This is a genomic window from Thermosynechococcus sp. M98_K2018_005, assembly GCF_015295825.1.
GTDB lineage: Bacteria > Cyanobacteriota > Cyanobacteriia > Thermosynechococcales > Thermosynechococcaceae > Thermosynechococcus.
In genome coordinates this window covers 41627-62450 of the sequence record NZ_DVEH01000001.1, presented here as the reverse complement: position 1 = coordinate 62450, position 20824 = coordinate 41627, and the positions used below count along the sequence as shown (strand labels likewise).

General features: G+C 54.8%; 24 protein-coding genes. 16 read left to right on the top strand and 8 right to left on the bottom strand.

What is annotated here, in order from left to right:
- Nucleotides 1-271: RAMP superfamily CRISPR-associated protein (locus IGQ15_RS00375; RefSeq protein ID WP_297047517.1), on the bottom strand; the 271-nt coding region annotated here is incomplete at its 3' end.
- A 62-nt stretch (nt 272-333) separates the two neighbouring features.
- On the opposite strand from IGQ15_RS00375, the gene IGQ15_RS00370 reads away from it, so the two are divergent.
- Entirely contained in the window at nt 334-465 is a 132-nt protein-coding gene (locus IGQ15_RS00370) for a hypothetical protein (RefSeq protein ID WP_297047514.1), read from the top strand.
- 277 nt (nt 466-742) lie between these two features.
- Nucleotides 743-2656 (top strand): 1-deoxy-D-xylulose-5-phosphate synthase, encoded by a 1914-nt coding sequence (gene dxs / locus IGQ15_RS00365; protein WP_297047512.1) that lies wholly within the window; start codon nt 743-745, stop codon nt 2654-2656.
- Here dxs and IGQ15_RS00360 read toward each other — a convergent pair.
- Nucleotides 2653-3747 carry a beta-ketoacyl-ACP synthase gene (locus tag IGQ15_RS00360; RefSeq protein ID WP_297047511.1) on the bottom strand — a complete coding sequence of 365 codons (1095 nt, stop codon included), beginning with the start codon at nt 3745-3747 and terminating at the stop codon, nt 2653-2655. The genes dxs and IGQ15_RS00360 overlap by 4 nt on opposite strands.
- Nucleotides 3748-3848: 101 nt before the next feature.
- Between IGQ15_RS00360 and cutA the strand changes: the two genes are divergently transcribed.
- The 12 genes from cutA to cobU all read left to right on the top strand — a co-directional run bounded on the left by cutA (nt 3849) and on the right by cobU (nt 15156).
- Nucleotides 3849-4157 (top strand): divalent-cation tolerance protein CutA, encoded by a 309-nt coding sequence (cutA, locus tag IGQ15_RS00355; protein WP_297047524.1) that lies wholly within the window; start codon nt 3849-3851, stop codon nt 4155-4157.
- A 24-nt stretch (nt 4158-4181) separates the two neighbouring features.
- Nucleotides 4182-5363 carry an FtsX-like permease family protein gene (locus tag IGQ15_RS00350; protein WP_297047508.1) on the top strand — a complete coding sequence of 394 codons (1182 nt, stop codon included), beginning with the start codon at nt 4182-4184 and terminating at the stop codon, nt 5361-5363.
- A 3-nt stretch (nt 5364-5366) separates the two neighbouring features.
- Nucleotides 5367-6836 carry a glycosyl hydrolase family 57 gene (locus IGQ15_RS00345; RefSeq protein ID WP_297047505.1) on the top strand — a complete coding sequence of 490 codons (1470 nt, stop codon included), beginning with the start codon at nt 5367-5369 and terminating at the stop codon, nt 6834-6836.
- 75 nt (nt 6837-6911) lie between these two features.
- Nucleotides 6912-8438 carry an NYN domain-containing protein gene (locus tag IGQ15_RS00340; protein ID WP_297047502.1) on the top strand — a complete coding sequence of 509 codons (1527 nt, stop codon included), beginning with the start codon at nt 6912-6914 and terminating at the stop codon, nt 8436-8438.
- Between the two features lie 9 nt (nt 8439-8447).
- Nucleotides 8448-9152 carry a biotin--[acetyl-CoA-carboxylase] ligase gene (locus tag IGQ15_RS00335; RefSeq protein ID WP_297047499.1) on the top strand — a complete coding sequence of 235 codons (705 nt, stop codon included), beginning with the start codon at nt 8448-8450 and terminating at the stop codon, nt 9150-9152.
- 70 nt (nt 9153-9222) lie between these two features.
- Nucleotides 9223-10662 carry a hypothetical protein gene (locus tag IGQ15_RS00330; RefSeq protein ID WP_297047497.1) on the top strand — a complete coding sequence of 480 codons (1440 nt, stop codon included), beginning with the start codon at nt 9223-9225 and terminating at the stop codon, nt 10660-10662.
- Between the two features lie 4 nt (nt 10663-10666).
- Nucleotides 10667-11071, top strand: a complete 405-nt coding sequence (locus tag IGQ15_RS00325; protein WP_297047494.1) for a DUF3119 family protein — start codon at nt 10667-10669, stop codon at nt 11069-11071.
- Nucleotides 11061-12029 (top strand): DUF3086 domain-containing protein, encoded by a 969-nt coding sequence (locus tag IGQ15_RS00320; RefSeq protein WP_297047491.1) that lies wholly within the window; start codon nt 11061-11063, stop codon nt 12027-12029. The genes IGQ15_RS00325 and IGQ15_RS00320 overlap by 11 nt, the downstream gene beginning before the upstream one ends.
- A 24-nt stretch (nt 12030-12053) precedes the next feature.
- On the top strand, nt 12054-12689 hold the full coding sequence (gene plsY, locus IGQ15_RS00315) for a glycerol-3-phosphate 1-O-acyltransferase PlsY (protein WP_297047488.1): 636 nt from the start codon (nt 12054-12056) through the stop codon (nt 12687-12689).
- 113 nt (nt 12690-12802) lie between these two features.
- A complete protein-coding gene (argF, locus tag IGQ15_RS00310) occupies nt 12803-13717 on the top strand; it encodes an ornithine carbamoyltransferase (protein ID WP_297047486.1) in 915 nt (304 codons plus the stop codon).
- Nucleotides 13718-13721: 4 nt separating this feature from the next.
- Nucleotides 13722-14573 carry an ABC transporter permease gene (locus tag IGQ15_RS00305; RefSeq protein ID WP_297047484.1) on the top strand — a complete coding sequence of 284 codons (852 nt, stop codon included), beginning with the start codon at nt 13722-13724 and terminating at the stop codon, nt 14571-14573.
- Between the two features lie 16 nt (nt 14574-14589).
- A complete protein-coding gene (cobU, locus tag IGQ15_RS00300; RefSeq protein WP_297047481.1) occupies nt 14590-15156 on the top strand; it encodes a bifunctional adenosylcobinamide kinase/adenosylcobinamide-phosphate guanylyltransferase in 567 nt (188 codons plus the stop codon).
- A gap of 3 nt (nt 15157-15159) precedes the next feature.
- Here cobU and radA read toward each other — a convergent pair whose 3' ends face one another.
- The 3 genes from radA to IGQ15_RS00285 are packed head-to-tail and all read right to left on the bottom strand — an operon-like array spanning nt 15160 to nt 17362.
- The gene (radA, locus tag IGQ15_RS00295; RefSeq protein ID WP_297047478.1) at nt 15160-16551 is read right to left on the bottom strand and encodes a DNA repair protein RadA; all 1392 of its coding nucleotides are present in this window, start codon (nt 16549-16551) and stop codon (nt 15160-15162) included.
- An 8-nt stretch (nt 16552-16559) separates the two neighbouring features.
- Nucleotides 16560-17048 carry an FKBP-type peptidyl-prolyl cis-trans isomerase gene (locus tag IGQ15_RS00290; RefSeq protein WP_297047475.1) on the bottom strand — a complete coding sequence of 163 codons (489 nt, stop codon included), beginning with the start codon at nt 17046-17048 and terminating at the stop codon, nt 16560-16562.
- Nucleotides 17042-17362, bottom strand: coding sequence for a phasin family protein (locus IGQ15_RS00285; protein ID WP_297047472.1), 321 nt, complete (start codon nt 17360-17362; stop codon nt 17042-17044). Before IGQ15_RS00285 ends, IGQ15_RS00290 begins: the two co-directional genes overlap by 7 nt.
- A 109-nt stretch (nt 17363-17471) precedes the next feature.
- Between IGQ15_RS00285 and secG the strand changes: the two genes are divergently transcribed.
- A complete protein-coding gene (gene secG, locus IGQ15_RS00280; RefSeq protein WP_297047470.1) occupies nt 17472-17705 on the top strand; it encodes a preprotein translocase subunit SecG in 234 nt (77 codons plus the stop codon).
- Nucleotides 17706-17715: 10 nt separating this feature from the next.
- Nucleotides 17716-18213 carry a GNAT family N-acetyltransferase gene (locus tag IGQ15_RS00275; protein WP_297047467.1) on the top strand — a complete coding sequence of 166 codons (498 nt, stop codon included), beginning with the start codon at nt 17716-17718 and terminating at the stop codon, nt 18211-18213.
- Here IGQ15_RS00275 and IGQ15_RS00270 read toward each other — a convergent pair.
- From IGQ15_RS00270 to IGQ15_RS00260, 3 genes are read right to left on the bottom strand one after another with little or no spacing between them, the layout of a single operon-like run.
- The gene (locus IGQ15_RS00270; RefSeq protein WP_297047465.1) at nt 18179-19591 is read right to left on the bottom strand and encodes a serine/threonine-protein kinase; all 1413 of its coding nucleotides are present in this window, start codon (nt 19589-19591) and stop codon (nt 18179-18181) included. The genes IGQ15_RS00275 and IGQ15_RS00270 overlap by 35 nt on opposite strands.
- 28 nt (nt 19592-19619) lie before the next feature.
- Nucleotides 19620-20270: a phosphorylase gene (locus tag IGQ15_RS00265; protein ID WP_297047462.1), complete on the bottom strand. Its 651-nt coding sequence runs from the start codon at nt 20268-20270 to the stop codon at nt 19620-19622.
- Nucleotides 20267-20629, bottom strand: a complete 363-nt coding sequence (locus tag IGQ15_RS00260; protein ID WP_297047459.1) for a hypothetical protein — start codon at nt 20627-20629, stop codon at nt 20267-20269. Before IGQ15_RS00260 ends, IGQ15_RS00265 begins: the two co-directional genes overlap by 4 nt.
- Nucleotides 20630-20824: the final 195 nt, after the last annotated feature.

Below are 20824 nucleotides of genomic sequence, written 5' to 3'. Positions count from 1 at the left end.
TTTTATCTGCTTCAGCCCGAGTTAAGCTTTCATTTTCCATCACTTCCCGAATGGCTTGGGCACGAGCCACTCCCCGCAAGGTACTGGAGGGAATATAGGGAATGCCCAGATTATCAAAGGCAGGTAGGAGAATACTTTCAGGACCACGGTGACCACCAACACGGATCCGCCACGGACAGGTGACTTGAAAGTAGTTGTTTTCTCCAGCAATTTGGCGAGTTCGCTTCTTCCTGCCCCGACGCGTCTTGCAGAACGCATTCGTACCTGACAACAGTCAAACCCAGTTCCCTAGAGACCAACGCCGCCTTTGAGCGGGCTTGTCAACGTGCTCAGATGTCCCTGAGTCACCTCAGTGCGATGACCGAACGCTTCCTAGGAGATTGCCAAGACTTGGCCACAAGCCACGGTTACCCCAAACGGTTGGGAACTGACCTTGCGCGGGGAATTCTCGCCAACTATTGGTAACAGTGGGGTCGGGAGCGATTTTACCAATGAGTGATTTGGTGGGTGGAAAATTACGCCAATGAATCCACGGAAGAAATTTGTGAATTGAGCGAACTCTATGAAACAGCTTAGAAATTTATGATTAACTGTTTCGGGATTATTGCGGCTTTTCACCGTGTCTAGGGGCGAAATAATGCCCAATTTCGGCGGGGGACTTTGCTAGAATCAGTCAACAGATAGTTTTTCTGTGGTCAGCGGTAGGCTATCGCTCCTAGGTATCTTGCGAGGTCGGGTTTCTATGCACTTAAGTGAACTCACCCATCCCAACCAGTTGCATGGGTTGTCCATTGCCCAATTGAGTCAAATTGCCGCCCAAATCCGCGACAAACACTTGGAAACGGTGGCGGCCACGGGAGGACACCTTGGGCCAGGGTTGGGGGTTGTCGAACTCACCCTCGCACTGTACCAAACCCTTGACTTAGACAAAGATCGCGTGATTTGGGATGTGGGGCACCAAGCCTATCCCCACAAAATGTTGACGGGTCGCTACAACAACTTCCATACCCTGCGGCAAAAAGGAGGAATTGCTGGCTATCTCAACCTCCGCGAAAGTCCCTTTGATCACTTTGGTGCGGGTCATGCCTCCACCAGCATTTCGGCAGCTTTGGGGATGGCGATCGCCCGCGATCTCAAGGGAGAGAAGTTCAAGGTCGTGGCCATTATTGGTGATGGTGCCCTCACCGGCGGGATGGCTTTAGAAGCGATTAATCATGCTGGCCACTTGCCCCACACCAACCTGATGGTAGTACTCAATGACAACGAGATGTCCATTTCCCCGAATGTGGGCGCGATTCCTCGCTATTTGAATAAAATTCGCCTCTCGCCGCAGGTGCAATTTATTACCGATAACCTCGAAGAGCAGTTCAAACATATCCCCTTCTTAGGTGAAAATCTGACCCCGGAGATGCAGCGCATCAAGGAGGGCATGAAACGCCTGGCGGTTCCCAAGGTGGGCGCCGTCTTTGAGGAATTGGGCTTTACCTACGTTGGGCCTGTGGATGGCCACAATTTGGAAGAACTCATTACTACATTCCAACATGCCCATACGATTCCCGGTCCTGTCTTGGTTCACGTGGCAACGGTTAAGGGCAAAGGCTACGCGATCGCCGAGAAGGATCAAGTGGGCTACCATGCGCAAAACCCCTTTGATCTCGTCACTGGTAAGGCCAAACCCTCCAGCAAACCCAAGCCCCCCAGCTACTCCAAAGTGTTTGGCGAAACCCTGACCAAATTAGCGGAAAACGATCCGCGCATTGTTGGCATTACAGCGGCGATGGCCACGGGCACAGGCTTAGATATTCTCCAAAAACGGGTGCCCAACCAATACATTGATGTTGGGATTGCCGAGCAGCATGCCGTAACGATGGCCGCCGGCATGGCCACCCAAGGAATGCGCCCCGTAGCGGCGATTTACTCCACCTTCTTGCAGCGCGCCTACGACCAAATTGTTCACGATGTCTGCATCCAAAAACTACCCGTCTTCTTCTGCATGGATCGGGCGGGGATTGTCGGTGCTGATGGCCCGACCCACCAAGGGATGTACGACATTGCCTATTTGCGCTGTCTACCCAATATGGTGCTGATGGCACCCAAGGATGAGGCGGAATTGCAACGGATGATTGTAACGGGCATCAACTACACCGATGGCCCGATCGCTCTGCGCTATCCCCGGGGCAATGGTTATGGTGTCGCCCTCATGGAGGAAGGCTGGGAACCCCTTGAAATCGGCAAAGGGGAACTCCTACGCTCCGGTGAAGATATTCTCTTGGTGGCCTACGGCTCAATGGTCTATCCGGCGATGCAAGTGGCGGAAATCCTCAAGGAACACGGCATGAGGGCCGCAGTGATCAATGCCCGCTTTGCCAAACCGCTAGATACTGAGTTGATTCTGCCTTTGGCGAAACAAATTGGCCGCGTGGTCACCTTAGAAGAAGGCTGCCTGATGGGGGGCTTTGGCTCGGCGGTACTCGAGGCACTCCAAGAGGCGGATATTCTGGTGCCGGTGCTGCGTTTGGGGGTACCGGATATCTTGGTTGAGCACGCTAGTCCCGATGAATCAAAAGCTGACTTGGGACTCACACCCCCACAAATGGCTAAAACGATCATGCAAAAGTTTGGGATTGCTCAACCAACGGTGGTAATTGCCTCCTAGGGACGCGCCAGAACGATCACGGCATTCTGACCACCAAAGCCGTAGCTACAGCAGAGAATGTGCTTTAAGCGAGCAGTACGGGTCTGTTGGACAATGTCGAGGTCAAAGTCGGGAGTTTCACAGCCAACACAGGGAGGAATCTGCTGCTCTCGCAAAGACAGGCAGGAGAGGGCGATCGCGATCGCGCCAGCGGCCCCTAGGGTATGCCCAAGGGCACCCTTATGACTGGTGACGGGAACCCCTTGACTAAACAGGGCTCGCATCCAAGCAGCTTCCGCAGCATCATTGCGCACAGTTCCCGTGCCATGGCTATGGATACAGTGGATCGCTTGCGGCGTTAAATTTGCCTGAGCTAAGGCCTGTTGAATTGCTAGGAGGGCACCGGTTTGGTTGACACTGGGGGCAGCCATATGGTCGGCGTCGGCACTGAGACCCACCCCAGCAATTCGGGCATAGGGGTCAATGCCTCGCGATCGCGCCTGTACCTCGGACTCTAGGACGACAATGGCACCGCCGGCCGCTAAGCCAAATCCCTGCCGCTGGCGATCAAAGGGAGCCGCGCGCTCCTGAGCCAACACCCCCAACTGCCGAAACCCTGCCAAGGTCAAAGGGGAGACGGCGGATTCAACACCCCCAGCCAACACCAGATCACAATAACCCTGCTCAATCAACAGTGCCCCTTGGGCGATCGCCCACATTCCCGTTGCACAGGCCGCTGTGGGGTTGAGCACTATCCCCTGAATGCCGGCAATTTGCGCCACCTGCTGCGAGACAGTTGCTGGCAAGGTTTGTAACCAGGTTTCTCGCGCAAGAGAAGGCTGCCGTAACCATATTTCCCACTGAGCTTGGAAGCCGCGACTGGAGCCAACCACCACTCCAGCACCGCCTAGGGGAGCTGTTAATTTGGCATCGTTGAGCGCTTGAGTCGTAGTCGTTGCAATAATTTTCTCAATAGGCAAGGTCATTGCACCCACCAGTCCTTCAGGCGTGGCGATGAGTGCCGTTTTTCCTTGACAGTAGCGCTGCCATGTGGCGATCGCGGTGTCCCCAAGCGCTGTCCACAGACCAATCCCAGTAATAACAACATTCACTGCACAATTGATTCAAGATATGATCGACGTAATCAAAACGTAATCAAAATCGTGACGCGAGGACAGCAGGCTTGGAAGCGCTAACGGAGTATTGTGTGGTGATGGTTACCACGGCCACAGAAGCCGAGGCACTCTCCTTGGCCGATCAACTCGTGGCTGACCACCTCGCCGCCTGTGTGCAGATTCTACCTATTCAATCAATATACCGCTGGCAAGGAACCGTACATCGCGATCCAGAATGGCAATTGCTCATTAAAACTCGGGTTGCTCTGTTTGAGCAGGTGCGCGATCGCCTACTGGCATTGCACAATTATGAAGTCCCAGAGATCATTGCCCTACCCATCATTGCTGGCTCTCCTACCTATTTGAATTGGGTGAAAGAGCAAACCCAACGGATCTCGAGAGGTTGAGTTTTGCCATATTAGGATAGAAAGATGGTCTCCCTTGCTCGCAAAAATCTTTTAGAAGACTTTAGTCGCTTTCTCGTTGCTCAACTGGGCATCACGTTTGCTGTCAGTCTCGTCACCATTCAAACGGGGCTCCTTGAGGGATTCAGTCGCTCCGCCACTCTCTTGGTGAATAAAAGCCAAGCGGATTTCTGGATTGCCTCGAACGAGCTGCGTTATTTTGGCTTGACGTTGCCGATTGAGTATCAAGTTGTCCTCAATGCCCAAGCGGTTGAAGGGGTTGCAGCCGCAGAACCACTCCTAATCCAATCCGCTATGTGGCGGCGTTCGGAGACAGAGGGGATCGATCCAGTGCAGGTGGTGGGTATTGAACCGACAGGCACCTTGCTGCCTTTGACGACAGTTGCTGGTGCAGCCCTGACGGAGCTAGAGGAACCCTACAGTGTCATCGTGGATCGCATTGACCTCAATGCCCTTTCCCTCACGGCTTTAGGGGAGCAAGGTCGCGCGAATAATTATCCAGCGACGATCATTGGCTGGACGCGCGGTGTCAAATCCATTGTCTCTAGCCCCTATGTCTTTACCTCGTTAGAAACGGCGAACCTTTACTTGAACTTCCCTCGGTTTGATACCAGTGGGCCGGTTCCCGAATTTCTGCCGTTGGTGTCCCCCAGTACCCGCATTACCTATGTCATGGTTAAAGCAAAGCCGGGAGAGGATTTAGCAAAGGTGCAGGAACGCTTGCGGGCAGCCTTTCCCAACTATCAAGTGCTCAGTCGTGCCGTTCTGACTGAAATGACGCAGCGCTACTGGTTGACCAGTACCAGTGTGGGATTCATTTTGGGGCTAGGCGCAGGGGTGGGCATGGTTGTAGGGGTCGTGATTGTTAGTCAAATTCTCTATTCCTCGGTGAGCGATCGCCTACAGGAGTATGGCACCCTCAAAGCAATGGGGACTTCTGACTGGTACTTGTATCGCATTATTATTGAGCAAGCCCTGTGGATGGCCGTACTGGGTTATCTGCCCGGTTTAGGCCTGTGCTGGGGACTGGGGATGTGGACCATGCAAGCCCGTGCTATCCAAATTATCATTACTCCCCAACTTGCCCTAGCCGTTTTTAGTGCCACCGTGGCCATGTGTGTCAGTGCTTCCCTATTGGCGATTCAAAAAGTGATGCGCCTTGATCCTGCCCAAGTTTTTCGAGCTTGAAGCATGCCCCGCCCTACCCTCCCTTGGTCAACCTGTCCGCCTCAAGGGGAACCTGTCCTCAGTGGTTGGGAACAGGCGTTGAGTGAAGTGCCCCGTTACCCCCCCTTGCCCCCCCAAATGCTCTCCTCTATTCGCGCGGCCTTTGCCTGTGCCCTCCATATGCACCAACCGACCATTCCAGCGGGGGAGGGCGGCAGTCTCATCAGTCACTTGCAGTATATGCTGATGCATCCCCATGAGGGGGACAATCACAACGCGACCCAATTTCTCTGGTGTTATCGGCGCATGGGGGACTGGATTCCGCAGTTGGTGGCTGAGGGCTGTCAACCTCGGATTATGCTCGATTACTCCGGCAACCTCCTCTGGGGTCTGGAGCAGATGGGACAGGAGGAGGTACTGGACGCCCTGCGGCGGATTACCGCGGATGCCTATGCTCCCTACGTGGAATGGCTGGGCACCTGCTGGGGACATGCGGTGATTCCCTCCACTCCAATCGCTGACATTGAGTTGCATATTCGCGCTTGGCAGCATCAGTTTGTGGCACTCTTTGGGGTTGAGGCGCTGCAAAGGGTACAGGGCTTTTCACTGCCAGAAATGCATTTGCCCAACCATCCGGATACGCTCTTTACCTTGGTGACCTGCCTCAAACGCTGTGGCTACAGTTGGTTGCTCGTACAGGAGCACAGTGTCGAACAGTTGGATGGGTCGCCGCTGCCCTACGCTGCGAAGTATGTACCAAACGTACTTGTGGCTCGCAACTCCGAAGGGGAGGTGGCAGAAATAACCGTGCTGATTAAAACCCAAGGCTCGGATACGAAACTTGTGGCGCAAATGCAGCCTTATCACGAAGCTAAGCATCTGGCCCTTCACTGGCAAGCCCCCCTCGCTCCCCCCTGTGTGAGTCAAATTGCCGATGGTGAAAATGGCGGTGTGATGATGAATGAATATCCTCGTGACTTTATGCCGGTGTGGCATGAGATAAAAGCCAATCCAGAGGCGGGGGTGGTGGGTCTCAATGGCAGTGAGTACCTTGCCCTCTTGGCGACTCAGGGGGTGACTAGCGATCAATTTCCCCGCTGTCAGGCGGTACACCAACATCAACTCTGGCAGACCTTAGGAGATAGCCGGATAACGCCAGAAAGGGTTGCGGCGGCGATCGCCCACCTCGAGCAAACCAATCCCCACTTCTCCATGGAGGGTGCCTCTTGGACAAATCACCTCAGTTGGGTCAAGGGCTATGAGACAGTTCTGCAACCGATGGAACGCTTGAGTGCCGAGTTTCACCGCATCTATGATCCTTTGGTGGCGGCTGATCCGCAAGTGACCCAAAGCCCTGCCTACCGCGAAGCGCTCCTCTATGTGCTGACATCGCAAACCAGTTGTTTTCGCTATTGGGGGAGTGGCCGCTGGACAGACTATGCAAAAACGATTTGCGATCGCGGGATGGCACTGTTGCAAGAAACCAGCGTTTGAGAGGGACTTTTCCAAGAATTTGTAGAATAAATTATGGCATGGCAGAACTGGTGCATACCTCCTTTAGGAGCGATCGTGGCGGGTTTCCTCGCCGTCGCCCTTACCCGTGAACCGCTTCCTGTGGTGGCGGTCAGTTCTGCGGGGGCATTGGTGGGCACTTGGGTGCAAGATCGTCAACGTCCTTCCATCCCCTCCCAGATCGAAGACCTCCTCCAACGTTTAGAGGAAAGACTGGAACACCTTGAAACCCGAACTTCTGGAAATGGCCAACGCCGCACTGCAATTTTCTACGACATTGAAAACCTGATCAAAGGCTACAACATCAAAGCCGCAGATGTGGCCAAAATCTCCCTCGGTGCCATCCAAGCCCATATTCGCCAAGCCTACCCGATCGAGCGGGTGCTGCTGCAACGTGCCTATGCCAATTGGAGTGATGCTCGCCTTGGGTCACTGCGCCGTGAAATGCACCAATTGGGCATTGAGCCTGTACAGGTCTTTGGTTTTTCCTATGAAAATCGCAAAAATGCTGCTGATATTCAATTAGCGATTGATGTGGTGGATTTGATTTTTCAGGATGACCGCTTTGATACGTTTGTGATTGTCTCCGGCGATGGTGGTTTTGGCTCCCTTGCCAAGAAGTTACGGCAGTACGGCAAAACGGTGATTGGCTGCGCCTACGAAGATGCGGCTGGCAAGAGTTTTCAGGCCATTTGTGATGCCTTTGTCCACATTCCCGATCCAACCGTACAATCTCGACCACCTGTCGCCAGTCCCGCTCCCCCCATTGAAGCGCCGGCGCCGAGCATCACACCCTCGGCCATTCCCTTAGATCCCGATAATCGTCGTTTGTGTGCGAACTTGAGTGTCAGCTTGGCTCGCCATGCCGAGGGAGCGATCGCCAAAACGCGGGAGATTCTAGATTGGTACCGCCGTGATTCGGAGTGTGGCAAGCTCCTGCGGGAGGAAGGGCTACCCATTAGTAAAGTCCAAGGGGCGGTGCAAGCCCTGCTGCCCAACTTTGACATTTTACAGTTGGGGATGGTCAAGTTCTCGGAATACTTGCGCTACATCTGCAAAAACACGACCTTCTGCGTCTTTCATCGTCAGGGCAATGCCAATCAACTGCGTCTTGGCCTACGGGAGCATCTTCCCCCCAGTGCTGTGGTGATGGCCAACTTTGAAAAGCGTCCCCTCCACAGTCTGGCAACCTATCGCGCCCTGCTCAGTCACGAACGGGTGGTGATTGCTCACCCTACAGCCTTGGCTCATGTTTTGGCGTGGCTCCTTGACCATCGCGATTGCGCTGCCCCCCTAGAAGAACTGGCCACCATGATTGAGGAAACTGCCCCAGCGGAGCTTAGTCGCAGTCAAATTGAAATTGCGCTGAATAACTGCCAAGCGGCGAATATTCTCGTGCCAGCTCCCCACAGTGGCGACCGCTATTTTGTCGCTGCGAAAATCACAACACTTGCCGAAAGCTATGGAGCACTGGCGCAGTGGCTAGATCAGACCCTTCGGGTGTCTTTTGAACGGGTGGGGGCACATCCGAAACCAGAACTCTTGCGGGCACTAATTGAGCCATCTGTTTCTGTACCCAAGTAAGCGATCGCCATGGCCTTTCCTTGGTTGGTGTGGTTAGAAACCTGTGAGAGCACGAATACATGGGCATTGCACCATGCCGATCAACTCTATGGTGGTCAAGTCATCTACACTCAGGCACAAACACGGGGGCGAGGTCAGTACAACCGCGCTTGGCAGTCCCCAAAGGGAGTGTTGACGGCCTCCTTTATCCTGCCGCAGTCGGCGGCGATCGCTGCTCCCAGTGTCCAAGCAGGGATAGCAGTGATGCGGGCGTTGAGTGGGCTGCGACCAACGGTGGAACGCCATCTGCAATTGAAGTGGCCGAATGATGTGATGGCTCAGGGCAAGAAACTGGCGGGAATTCTCTGTGAAAGTCGTTCCCCTTGGCTGGTGGTGGGGGTGGGGCTGAACCGCTGTGTTGATGTTGAAACCATGGGCCTTCCCCAAGCCATGAGTCTTCATAGGCTGCTTGATCCTTGTGAAGCGGTACCCACAGACTTGGAACTCTTGGCAGCCATTCGTGCTGAACTCCTTTGGTGCTGGCAACGGGCACAGTGCGCGGCGGTAGCTGCGGAGCGAGATTTTCTACGGGGACGATCGCTCACTCTTGTCCAAGGAGAACAAAGGTGGCAGGGCATCGGTTTGGGAATTAGCGATCGCGGGACATTGCAGGTGCGCCTCAGCAATGGCGAAGTGCGCGAATTTAGCAGTGGCCATGTGATCTACGGCTCCTAAGAATTGATTGCGGAAGTGGGCAGCCCGTCTGCCAAAATTGTCCTTAGTACTACAACTATCTGAGGTGTGCATGAAGGGTTGGCAGGTCTGTTGGCAACGGGCGATCGCTGTCGTTCTTGGCATTATTCTTCTTTGGTCGGTAGGGGATAGAGCAGCGGCAAAATCCAGTGGCTCGCTGGCAGAAGTAGCTCCTCCTGTAGCTATTGAAGATATGAAAGATTGGTTTGATCGCTATGAACCTCGGCTGAAAATTCTCAGCCCTGAAGCTAACCAAACCCTCCAAAGCCGCAACGTCACCGTCAAGCTAAGTGTCCAAGGGCTACGCCTGTTTCAGGATCAGCGCACAGGGTTAGGTCCCCATGTGGAGGTGGTGCTGGATGATCTGCCTAGCCGCAGTGTTTATGATCTGAACACCCCCATTGAATTTACGAACCTTGAGCCGGGAACGCACCTTCTCCGTGCTTTTGTCGTGTACCCGTGGGGTGAAAGCCTGAAAAATCCCCTTGCCTATGCCCAAACCACTTTTCATCTTTACACCGCAGACGAGGACACGCGAGCTGCTCATCTTCCCCTGCTCACCTACAACCAACCCAGCGGAACCTATGGCGCTGAACCTGTGCTGCTCGACTTTTACCTTAGCAACCTGCCGTTGGATCGACAATTCAACAACGAAAACGTCTGGCAGGTGCGCTGCACCATCAATGGCCAATCTTTCACGGTGGATCGCTGGCAAGCCTACTATCTCACGGGTCTCCAGCCGGGGGACAACTGGGTGCGCCTCGAACTCCTGGATGGCAACGGTCAGCGTATTCCCTCCCCCTACAACCCCATTACCCACCTTGTCACCTATCAACCCAATGGCAAGGATGTCCTCTCGCGCCTACTGCGGGGAGAACTGGCGGCGAAAAATCTCCAAAGCAGCCTCAGTCCAGAACTCCCCAGCAATTTGCCTCCCGAACCTACACCAGAGCCAAGCCCCGTTGTTGAGGAACCCACTACTGCTCCTAAAGCGCCTGTTGCTCAGGAATCTGCACCAACATCAACCGCAGAGGAGGGACCACTGACTGTTGAACGGGTAGAGCAAGCCCCCCTTGCCCCAGAGCCAACGCCAGAGCCTACGGTGAAAGCTACCGAAGAGACCCCCTCTGCGCCAGAACCTACGGTGAAAGCTACTGAAGAGACCCCCCCTGCGCCAGAGCCTACGGTGAAAGCTACCGAAGAGACCCCCCCTGCGCCAGAACCTACGGTGAAAGCTACACCTAAAGCTACTGAGACACCCCCTTCGGCACCTGCGTCTACGCCGCAAAAGCCCTTCTGGCAGCGTCTAAATCCCTTCAAGAAATTCAAGAAAGCAGACAGCCCAGCTCGTTCTGTCCTCATCAGCCCACGAGTCCTCTCCAAACCCTCTCCTTCTGTGGATGAACCCACCCCAGCGGTCACTGGACCAGAAACGGCTCCCACTCCAGAGGATTTGCCACAATTAGAAGAACCGACGACCCCTCAGGAGTAAAACCATGCAAGGAACCTCCTTAGCTACTGTTCGCCTTCAACCTTCATTTGCCGTCCCTTTAGGCGTACTGCTGTTGAGTCTGCCCCTATGGTGGCTGCGCTGGTGGTTGGGCTTGCCCCTTTCGCTCTTTGCGATATTTTTGGCTGTGCAGGCGGCGACGCTGCGCTTGGAGTTTACAGCAACCGCTCTCGATGTCTATCGCGGCAGCCAACAGATTCGCCACTTTCCCTATCAGCAATGGCAGCACTGGGAGGTCTTTTGGCCAGCCTTTCCCGTCCTCTTTTATTTTCGGGAGGTCAAGAATATCCACTTTCTGCCGATTCTGTTTGACGCCAAAACTTTAGTACAATGCCTCCAAGAACGCTGCCCACGCACAGCCTTTATTTCCACAGTTCGCAATGACGGATGACCCTACGGTGACTGATGCCTCTGAACCTACCCCAGAGGAACTAACTGCCCTCAAAGCTCAACGCGATGCCCTCAAAGCTGAAATTCAAGCCCTCGATGCTGAGTTTCATCGTCTCGTCCACGATCGCCTCAAGTCCCTTGAAGAGCGGCAACAAAGTCTGCAACTCACCGTTGAACAACTAGAACGGCGCAAGGAACGCATTGAACAGGAGCTACGCCGCAACTTTGTGGGTGCCTCCCAAGAACTCGCGATTCGAGTGCAGGGGTTCAAGGAATTTCTCGTCAAGAGCATGCAGGAGTTGGCGGCCACCGTTGAGGAAATGGAATTGCTGCCCTCGGCGCCTGCTGTAGTGGAAACTGCCCCTGCCTCAACAGAAACAGCCACAACGCCGCCCAAGTTAGTTCTTGATGAGGGATTTCAGGAGGAAGCGGATCGGATTCGCCGTTTGCTAGAGCAATATCGGAGTAGCCCCAACTACTATGGCCCCCCTTGGCAGTTGCGACGCACGTTTGAGCAAGTTCATGCTGAGCGGGTAGAAAGCTGGTTCTTTGATCTCGGGGGACGGGGTGCCCTGCGATCGCTCCCCAGTCGGTTGCAAAATATCCTTGTTGCCTCGGCAATCATCTCGATCCTGCGGGACTTCTATGGCGATATGTTACGGGTTTTGGTTTTGGCTGATTCCCCTGAGCGGCTGGGGGACTGGCGACGGGGATTGCAAGACTGCTTGGGAATTAACCGTCAAGATTTTGGCCCCGATCAGGGGGTGGCTCTCTTTGAATCTGCGGATGCCTTGGCCTTTCGTGCTGATCGCCTCGAGCAGGAGGACTACATCCCTCTAATTCTCATTGATGATTCCCAACCTCAAGTCAGCCTTTCACTGCTGCAATATCCCTTGCTCTTGGGCTTTGCCCCTGAACCCCAGTTGCGTCCTAGCCGTAGTTCTGATTTCTTTGAGTAGTTTCAGTCACCCTTGGAGGCTCCCGTGACCACTGCATTGATCCTTGGACTGCTGGCGTTCATTAGCTACCTGCTCGGCTCGATTCCCACAGGCTACCTCTTGGCGAAAGCACTGCAGGGTATTGATATTCGTGAGCATGGCTCTGGCTCAACGGGGGCAACCAATGTGCTGCGGGTGGTGGGCAAAGGCCCCGGCCTGCTGACGTTCTTGGTAGATGTGGGTAAGGGGCTAGGGGCAGTTCTTTTGGCGCGTTGGGTCTTGGGGCAATCTTGGAGTACAGTACCCACCGATTGGTTTGAATTTGTGCTGCTGGCGATCGCCTTCATTGCGGTTCTAGCCCACAGTAAGCCGATTTGGTTGGGCTGGCGCGGCGGCAAATCCGTTGCCACTAGTTTAGGGGTGCTCCTTGCCCTCAATGTCCCCACGGCTTTGGCCACCTTTGGGGTGTTTCTCGTGGTCTTGGCGGCCAGCCGCATTGTCTCCCTGAGTTCAATCACTGCTGCTATATCCTTGCCCTTCTGGTTTTGGTTTTTTACGCAGTCGTGGCCGTTTGTCGGCTTTAGCGTGATGGCAGGTGCCTTTGTGATTTGGCGACACCAGAGTAATATTCAGCGCCTCCTTGCAGGAACAGAACCACGGTTGGGCACCTCGGAGAGATAACTTTTGGACAGGTTCTGCGCCCCACATTTGAGAAAACGGTTGTATTTGTACATTTGGAAGGCTCCTGAGGTTGCTACCATGAGTGGATACCAGTTTTGGTGGGAAGATTTGTGATGGAAACACTGCGGGGCCGTGATTTGCTGAGCATCGCCGACCTCTCACGGGCAGAGGCGGAATATCTGCTGGATTTAGCAGCCCAGATGAAAATCGGTAAAGTGGCTCCCCAGTGTCCCAAGGTCTTGGGGCTGCTGTTTCAGAAGGCTTCCACCCGTACCCGTGTCAGCTTTACGGTGGCGATGTACCAACTGGGCGGCCAAGTCATTGACCTGAATCCCCAATCCACACAGGTGGGGCGCGGTGAACCATTGCCCGATACAGCACGGGTATTGGATCGCTATTTGGATGCGGTGGCGATCCGTACCTATGGTCAGGCGGAACTGCAACTGTTTGCTGACTATGCACGGATACCGGTGATTAATGCCCTCACCGATCGCGAGCATCCCTGTCAGATTTTGGCGGATCTGCTGACGCTACGGGAATCCTTTGGCACCTTGGCGGGACTGACCCTCTGCTACATTGGCGATGGCAATAATGTGGCGCATTCCTTACTACTGGGCTGTGCCCTCTTGGGGGTGAATATTCGTGTGGCTTCCCCACCGCAGTTTGCGCCTTTACCCGATATTGTGGCGCAAGCCAAGGCATTGAGTGGCGGTAAGAGTGAAGTAACTGTTCTTACGGATCCGCAGGCAGCGGCTAAGGGTGCCCATGCGCTTTATACGGATGTCTGGGCGAGTATGGGGCAGGAAGCAGAAGCGGGCGATCGCCAACCCATTTTTCAGCCCTACCAAATTAATGATCAACTGCTAGCCCTTGCGGATCCACGGGCGATCGTTCTCCATTGCCTGCCGGCTCACCGCGACGAGGAAATTACTGCTAGTGTCCTTGAAGGACCACAGTCTCGCGTTTGGGAGCAGGCGGAAAATCGTCTCCATGCCCAGAAGGCTCTGCTTGCCAGTCTCTTGGGATAGGGTGATGCTCTACCACCGTTGGCAGAAATTCAGCCTCTCGGATCGATTATTGCTGGTGGGAGCGGTCATTTGTGGGGCTTTTTTGCTGCTGGCGGTTCTTGCTCCCCTTGGCCAAGCCCTCGGTTGGATTGCCAATCCCCAAGAATTTCTTGACTTTCCGATTCACGCGCCGCCTTCGCCGCAGCACTGGTTTGGTACGAATCGCTTGGGCTACGATGTCTTTTCCCGCACGATTTTTGGTGCCCAAGCAGCTTTGCAGGTGGTCTTGGTGGCAACGCTTTTGAGCTTGGTGGTGGGGGTGCCCTTGGGATTGTTAAGTGGCTACCGAGGGGGCTGGTTCGATCGCGGGTTGCTGTTTTTTATGGATACGATTTACACGTTGCCGGGGCTATTACTGGCGGTAACAGTGGCCTTTGTCGTCGGCAAGGGCGTGCTCAATGCGGCGATCGCCCTCAGTGTCGCCTATATTCCCCAGTACTATCGGGTTGTGCGCAACCACACGGTGAGCCTAAAAAATGAGGTCTTTATCGAAGCTGCCCGTGCCCTAGGTGCCTCTACCCCCCGCATTCTGCAACGGTATCTTTTAGTGAATGTGCTTCCCAGTATTCCCGTGCTCTTTACCCTCAATGCCGCCGATGCCATCCTGACCTTGGCCGGATTGGGGTTCTTGGGCTTAGGGTTGCCGCCGCAGGTACCAGAATGGGGGCAGGATCTACGACAGGCCTTGGATGGGTTATCGGTGGGCATCTGGTGGACGACGCTCTTTCCGGGGCTAGCCATGACACTGCTGGTAGTGGGTCTGTCGCTCCTTGGCGAGGGCTTGGGAGAACGTCTTGATCCCCGACAGTTGAGTTAGCCAACAGTGTCTCATCATGCCTGATCATGTCTTGGTGACCGGTCCAAGTCGCAGCGGCAAGAGTGAATGGGCAGAAGCCTTTGCCACCCAAAGCGCACAACCGGTGATTTATATTGCGACGGCGATCGCCCCCCCAGAAGATACGGAATGGCTGCAACGCATTGAACAGCACCGTGCTCGCCGCCCCGCTGAGTGGCAATTGCGGGAGTGCCCCCTCGAACTGGCTGCCCTGCTGCGTGACCTGCCGCCTGATCATTGTGCCCTTGTGGATTCCTTGGGAACGTGGGTGGCCAATTGCCTAGAGCAATTCCAAGATCAATGGCAAGAAACCGTTACCGAATTTCTAGCGAGTGTGGAAGTCTGTGCCGCTCGACTCATTTTTGTCGCCGAAGAGGTGGGCTGGGGAGTCGTTCCTGCCTATGCCAGTGGTCGCTGTTTTCGCGATCGCCTAGGCGAACTGTGTCAGCAACTGAGCCCGTTGATGGCGGAAGTGTATCTTGTAACAACTGGCTTTGCACTGCCGCTCCACCAATGGGGTATCCGTCTCCAACCTCTGAGGGATAAATTGGACTCGCAAAGATAAGCCTCATGGGGATTCCTCAGTGGTCATGGGGGCAAGGGCAACCACAATGGCATCGGTGACACGACGGACAGGATAAATCTCTAGCCCCGCGATCGCACAGGCTTGGCTTTCGGGAATAATGGCACGGCGAAATCCCAACTTCAGCGCCTCCCGCAGCCGTAGCTCCAATTGAGAGACCGCTCGCACTTGTCCCCCTAAGCCCACTTCGCCGATAATTACGGTTTGGGGTTGCACCCAGCGATCGCGAAAACTAGCCACAACAGCCACTGCTACCCCCAGATCAGCAGCGGGTTCCGCCACATTCAGCCCCCCTGAGGACGCCACATAGGCATCTAGCTTGGAGAGGGGCACCCCTAGGCGCTTTTCTAGGACAGCGAGAATTTGCAAAAAACGATTGTACTCAATGCCTGTGGCCGTGCGGCGCGGAGAGGGATAACTGGTGGGGCTAACTAAACTTTGCAACTCAACCACAAGAGGACGGGTACCTTCACAGGCAACAATGGTGGCGGTACCGGGGGTTGGCTCGCGATCGCCCAAAAACAGCGCGGAGGGATTCGTGACCTCGGCTAAGCCCTGCGCCCCCATTTCAAAAACGCCAATTTCTTGACTGGCACCAAAGCGATTTTTAACGGCGCGTACGAGGCGGTGACTGGCAAAGCGATCCCCCTCAAAGTAGAGCACGGTATCCACCAAATGTTCCAGCACCTTCGGACCCGCGATCGCCCCCTCCTTTGTCACATGACCCACAATAAAGAGACTCATCTGCTCCCGCTTGGCCAAGCGCATCAAGGCGGCGGTTCCCTCACGTACCTGAGACACGGATCCCGGGGCAGCCGTCAGTTGGGGCAGATACACTGCTTGGATGCTATCAATAATCGCCAGATGGGGTTGCAGATGGGTCAGTTCCTGCAAGATGACCTCTAGATCCGTCTCGGCCAAGAGATAAAGGGAAGAGGGGGCAGCAATGCCCAAGCGTTGCGATCGCAATTTCACCTGTTGCGCCGATTCCTCTGCACAGACATAGAGCACCCGCTGCTGTTGCCCCAAGGTGGCTGCCATCTGCAACAAAAGCGTGGACTTGCCAATTCCCGGTTCGCCGGCCACCAACACGAGGGAGCCAACAACAATCCCCCCTCCTAAAACCCGATCCAACTCAGTAAATCCAGAGGCAGAACGGCTCTGTGTCTGTTCGCTAATCTCTCCTAAGGCCTTGGCGCTGAGGGGGTGGGGAGTGGTCGATTTTCGAGGGGTTGTGCGTCGAGCAGTGGTCTCTACTGGGGTAACCACCTGCTCATCAAGGGTATTCCACTGACCACAGTTGGGACAGCGACCAAAGTATTGCAGGGACTCGGCACCACACTCGCGGCAGATGTACAGTACCTTGGCCTTGGGCATCCCTTGCCCTATTGCACACCCAAAAGTTCAACGTCAAAAATCAGCGTTGCATTGGGGGGAATGACCCCACCCGCACCGCGTGCCCCATAGCCTAAGTCTGGGGGAATAATCAGCCGCCGCTGACCCCCCACGTGCATTGAGCCAACCCCTTCATCCCAGCCTTTGATGACTTGACCGACACCAATTTGAAATTGGAAGGGCTGGCCGCGATCGCGGGAGCTATCAAAAATACGGCCATTGGTGAGCATTCCTGTGTAGTGCACCGTCACCCGATCGCCCACTTGAGGCTGTGCCCCTGAGCCGACAACAATATCTTCGTATTGCAAACCTGAAGGGGTAGTCACCACCTTTGGATTCCCCATAAGTCCCGCAGCCTCCGTTGACGCTTCCAGCGGCACACTGGCGATCGCGATCGGAGCGGCCACCAACCATACCACTACTAGGACAATACCACAGAGGAGCCAGCCGTAGGCTCGATGCCCCAATTGTCTTACCATGAGCGATTTTTTAACTCCCTAACATCTCGTTCTAGGCGATCAATACGTCCCCGCAATTCATCAATTTCTGACTGTTGTGGCACCCCCAAGCTCTCTAAAAACTGGCGCGTTTGTCGTTGCACCGCTTCATCGAGGGAGGCAGCATCTTCCTTAAGGTGGGCAAGGACTTCATCCACCATTGCCTTGGCCTGATCGGCATTGAGGCGTCCCTCTTTCACCCATTGGTTGCTCACTTGACGTAACTTTTCGGCCACAAGGGAGGTGGTGCCGACACCAATTAAAAGCAATTGCTGAAGCAGATTTTGCTGGTTCATGGGGCACGTTCAAAACGCCTATCTTGTATTGTGCCATTGGCTCTTAGGCTTGCGGTAAGATGAGGGAGAGGTCATGTTGTATAGATTCGCATCGCCAGCGAGGTTGAAGATGATTGAAAAAATTGCCATTGGTCTGTGGGCATTTTCAGCAGTTGGCCTGATTGTCCTGGTCTTGCTCCACAGTCCCAAGGGGGATGGCCTCGGTGGTATTGGCGGTCAAGCCCAACTCTTTACCAGCACCAAAAGTGCAGAAACCACGTTAAACCGTGCTACCTGGACATTGACGGTGTTGTTTATGGCGCTCACCGTTGCTCTGAGTGCCGGCTGGCTGCGCTCAATTTAGTTGGGTTGGCGTGTCTTTCTCCTTTGCGATTCGTCCAGCGACCCCGGCGGATGTTCCAATCATCTTTCAACTGATCCAAGCCCTTGCGGCCTATGAAAAGCTCAGCCACGCAGTAACGGGTACAGAGGAAGCGCTGCGGCAGCATTTATTTGGCGATCGTCCCTATGCCGAGGTACTCCTTGCCCATACCCCCGCAGAAGTCATTGGCTATGCCCTGTTTTTCACCACCTACTCCACATTCCTCACGCGCCCCGGCCTTTGGCTAGAGGATTTGTTTGTCCTCCCTGCCTATCGGCGTCAAGGGGTGGGCACTGCTTTACTCAAGGCATTAGCCCGGCTGGCCAGCGATCGCGACTATGGCCGTATCGAGTGGAGCGTCTTGGACTGGAATACTCCTGCGATTCAATTCTATGAACGCGTCGGTGCGACTGTGCTACCTGACTGGCGTATCTGCCGCGTTAGTGGTGATGTCCTCAAACACTTCGGACATTCTGACGAGCCTGTATGACCCGTCGCCCCAGATAGCGGCCAAGGGTGTAGGCCAACCATTCCACATCCCTTGAGGTCACGCCAAGGCCATTTTCAGTCAATTTGATCGCTTGGCTACCGGCACGAATCACCAGTTTGCTCGATAGATCTTGGCGATCGCCCTCGCGATCGCAGTACGTGCCTTGGGGCTGAAATTCAATCTGTTCAATCACTTCAAGGGGGAGAACTTTGGGAGGACGCCAGCGGAAACCAAGGATATGTTCGTAGAAGCGCAGATCCTTACGGGTGACCATTAGCACCTGCCATCCCAATAGCATGTGAAGAATGCTGCCAATGAGGCCTAAACCGACAGCAAGATGACCGGTGGCAAAAACAGCCATCAGCCAAAAGCCAGAACTAATCGCTAGAGTGTACCAGACCACCAAAAACCCATTCCAAGCCACGGCAAAGGGAATCAGGAAGAATAGACCGACATTAAATCCAACAGGGGGAATTTGCACCAGTAGCCCTTGGGGCGTTTCTCTCACCTGTAGGCGGGAGCCGTAGGGGGGTGTTTTTGTTATGGGTGAGGCCTCGTGGGGTGAGGTGTCCAGTTGCTTTAGGGTTTGGCGAGCCGCAGTCGCGGAGTCAAATCGCTCCTCCAGGGCAGGGGCAACCATTTTTTCGAGCCAGCGGATAAAGGGGGGACTCAAGGAGACCAAGGGTTGAAATTGAACCCGCAGTTCCTTTTGCGGCAGCTCATCGGGGGGAGTGCCGGTTGCTAAGTAGATGAGGGTCATTCCCAAGGCGTAGAGATCACTGGCGGGCAAGGTTTTACCGCCGAATTGTTCCGGGGGCATATAGCCATAGGTACCAACCACAGTTCGGGTGCTGCCTGCGATCGCTGTTTGTACTGCCCCAAAATCCACAAGATAGACCTTGCCAAGATCATGACCGGAGCGATCGCCCAAGAGAATATTCGTGGGCTTAATATCGCGGTGAATCACCGGCGGTTGACGACTGTGGAGATAAATCAAAATATCCAGCAGGCGATCAGCCAGTAACCGCAAATCCTCTTCGCCAAAAACTCGTCCTTTTGCTTGCCATGTGGCGAGGGATTTTGCCTCAATGTAGGTTTGCACCAGAGCAAAGCCCTTGAGATCAGGAGTATTGATTTCAAAGTAGTCGAGATAGCGGGGAATAGCCGGGTGATCCAAGGTTTGCAGCACAGCCGCCTCCCGTTCAAAGAGCTTAAAGTCGTCCCACGTCATGCCGCTACCAAAGAGCAGCAGCTTCAGCACCACCTGTTCATAGCGCCGCCGATCCAACGCCAGATAGGTGCGCCGCCCCGGCAGAGACCCCAGTTCGCGCAGGAGTTCATAGCGATCGCCCAAAATTTGACCAATCAGTTCCGCCACATTTCTTTCCCCGCTGGTCAACTCTATCCTAGCGAGTGAGTTGCTGAACAATCTCTGGGGCAATTCTTGTGAGCACCTTGAGGGCTTTGAGGCTGCCTTGAATCAAGTGTGCCGCCGCAAGGGGGTTGCGCAGCATCGCGATAGCCAGTGGCCCCGGACACAAATTGCCTTGAGAATCAAAGGCTGGGCTCAAGTCGGGTAGGTCGCGATCGCCGCCATCACTGATCACCCGCACCATCACCACTGGCATTCCTGCTAAAGCCTTGAGGAGTGGTACCCCTTCCATATCCACCACCTCCACCCCCCAGCGAACTGCAAGGCTCTGTTTTTCCTGAGCCTGAGAAAGGGGTCTTGCGGTTGTGATGCCTTTCACCCGTCGCCACGCAGGCGCGAATTTCGCCGATAACGTCTGGTCTAAAGAATACGTTTGCCCTGCTTCATCTTGACACGTGGTATAAACCACCACTTCACCGACGCGGTCATCAGGACGTAAGCCGCCACAGACCCCCAAGATGAGAACCATGTCAGGGGATTCCTCAAGGGCACTAATCAATGCCGGTGTGGTCACTGCGGCTGCCCCTGCTCGGATCGGAATAATCGACCCCTTGGACGCCTGTAGCCCCCGTTGTACGGCTTGATATTCTGCCCCTTGGGGCACAAGGATGAGGCATGAGGTCATTGTTTTATCATGGGGCGTGCTACTGCTAGCCCATGGGCAAGAGCGTGGGCAAATGCAAATATCGCTGCTTCTAGACCATACTGCCAAAACAAGTACTCCGCCAAGAGGCCAAAGAGCATATTGCCGCCGAGAATTAAAGATACACTTGTTAAGCTTGGGTTACTGCCTGAACTCGTGAGGGCTGGCAAATGGGACAGCCCAAAAATGATGGCACTGAAGCAAATAGCCATACCCATCCAAACCACTGAGATTTGACCAACCAGCGCCGGCAGCGCGATGAGAAAGAGAGTGAAGGCGAGTTGCGCCCGGTAGGCGGCGACCAGTTGCTCCCACCGTGGCTCGCGCGCGAGTCGGGCCACCGCTACACCCGCCATCGCACGGTACGGCTGGTTGCTCGCGTCGAAGCCCGAGGAACTCCAACTGCCTGAACGACGTGGTGGTGATCCCGTGGAACCGCGGTGGCGAGCCGGTGAACTCATTCAGGATCGCTTGGACCGCGTCGAGCCGGACCGTCATCGTCAGCGAGAACGCGAACAGCGGGTTGTAGTTCCAGA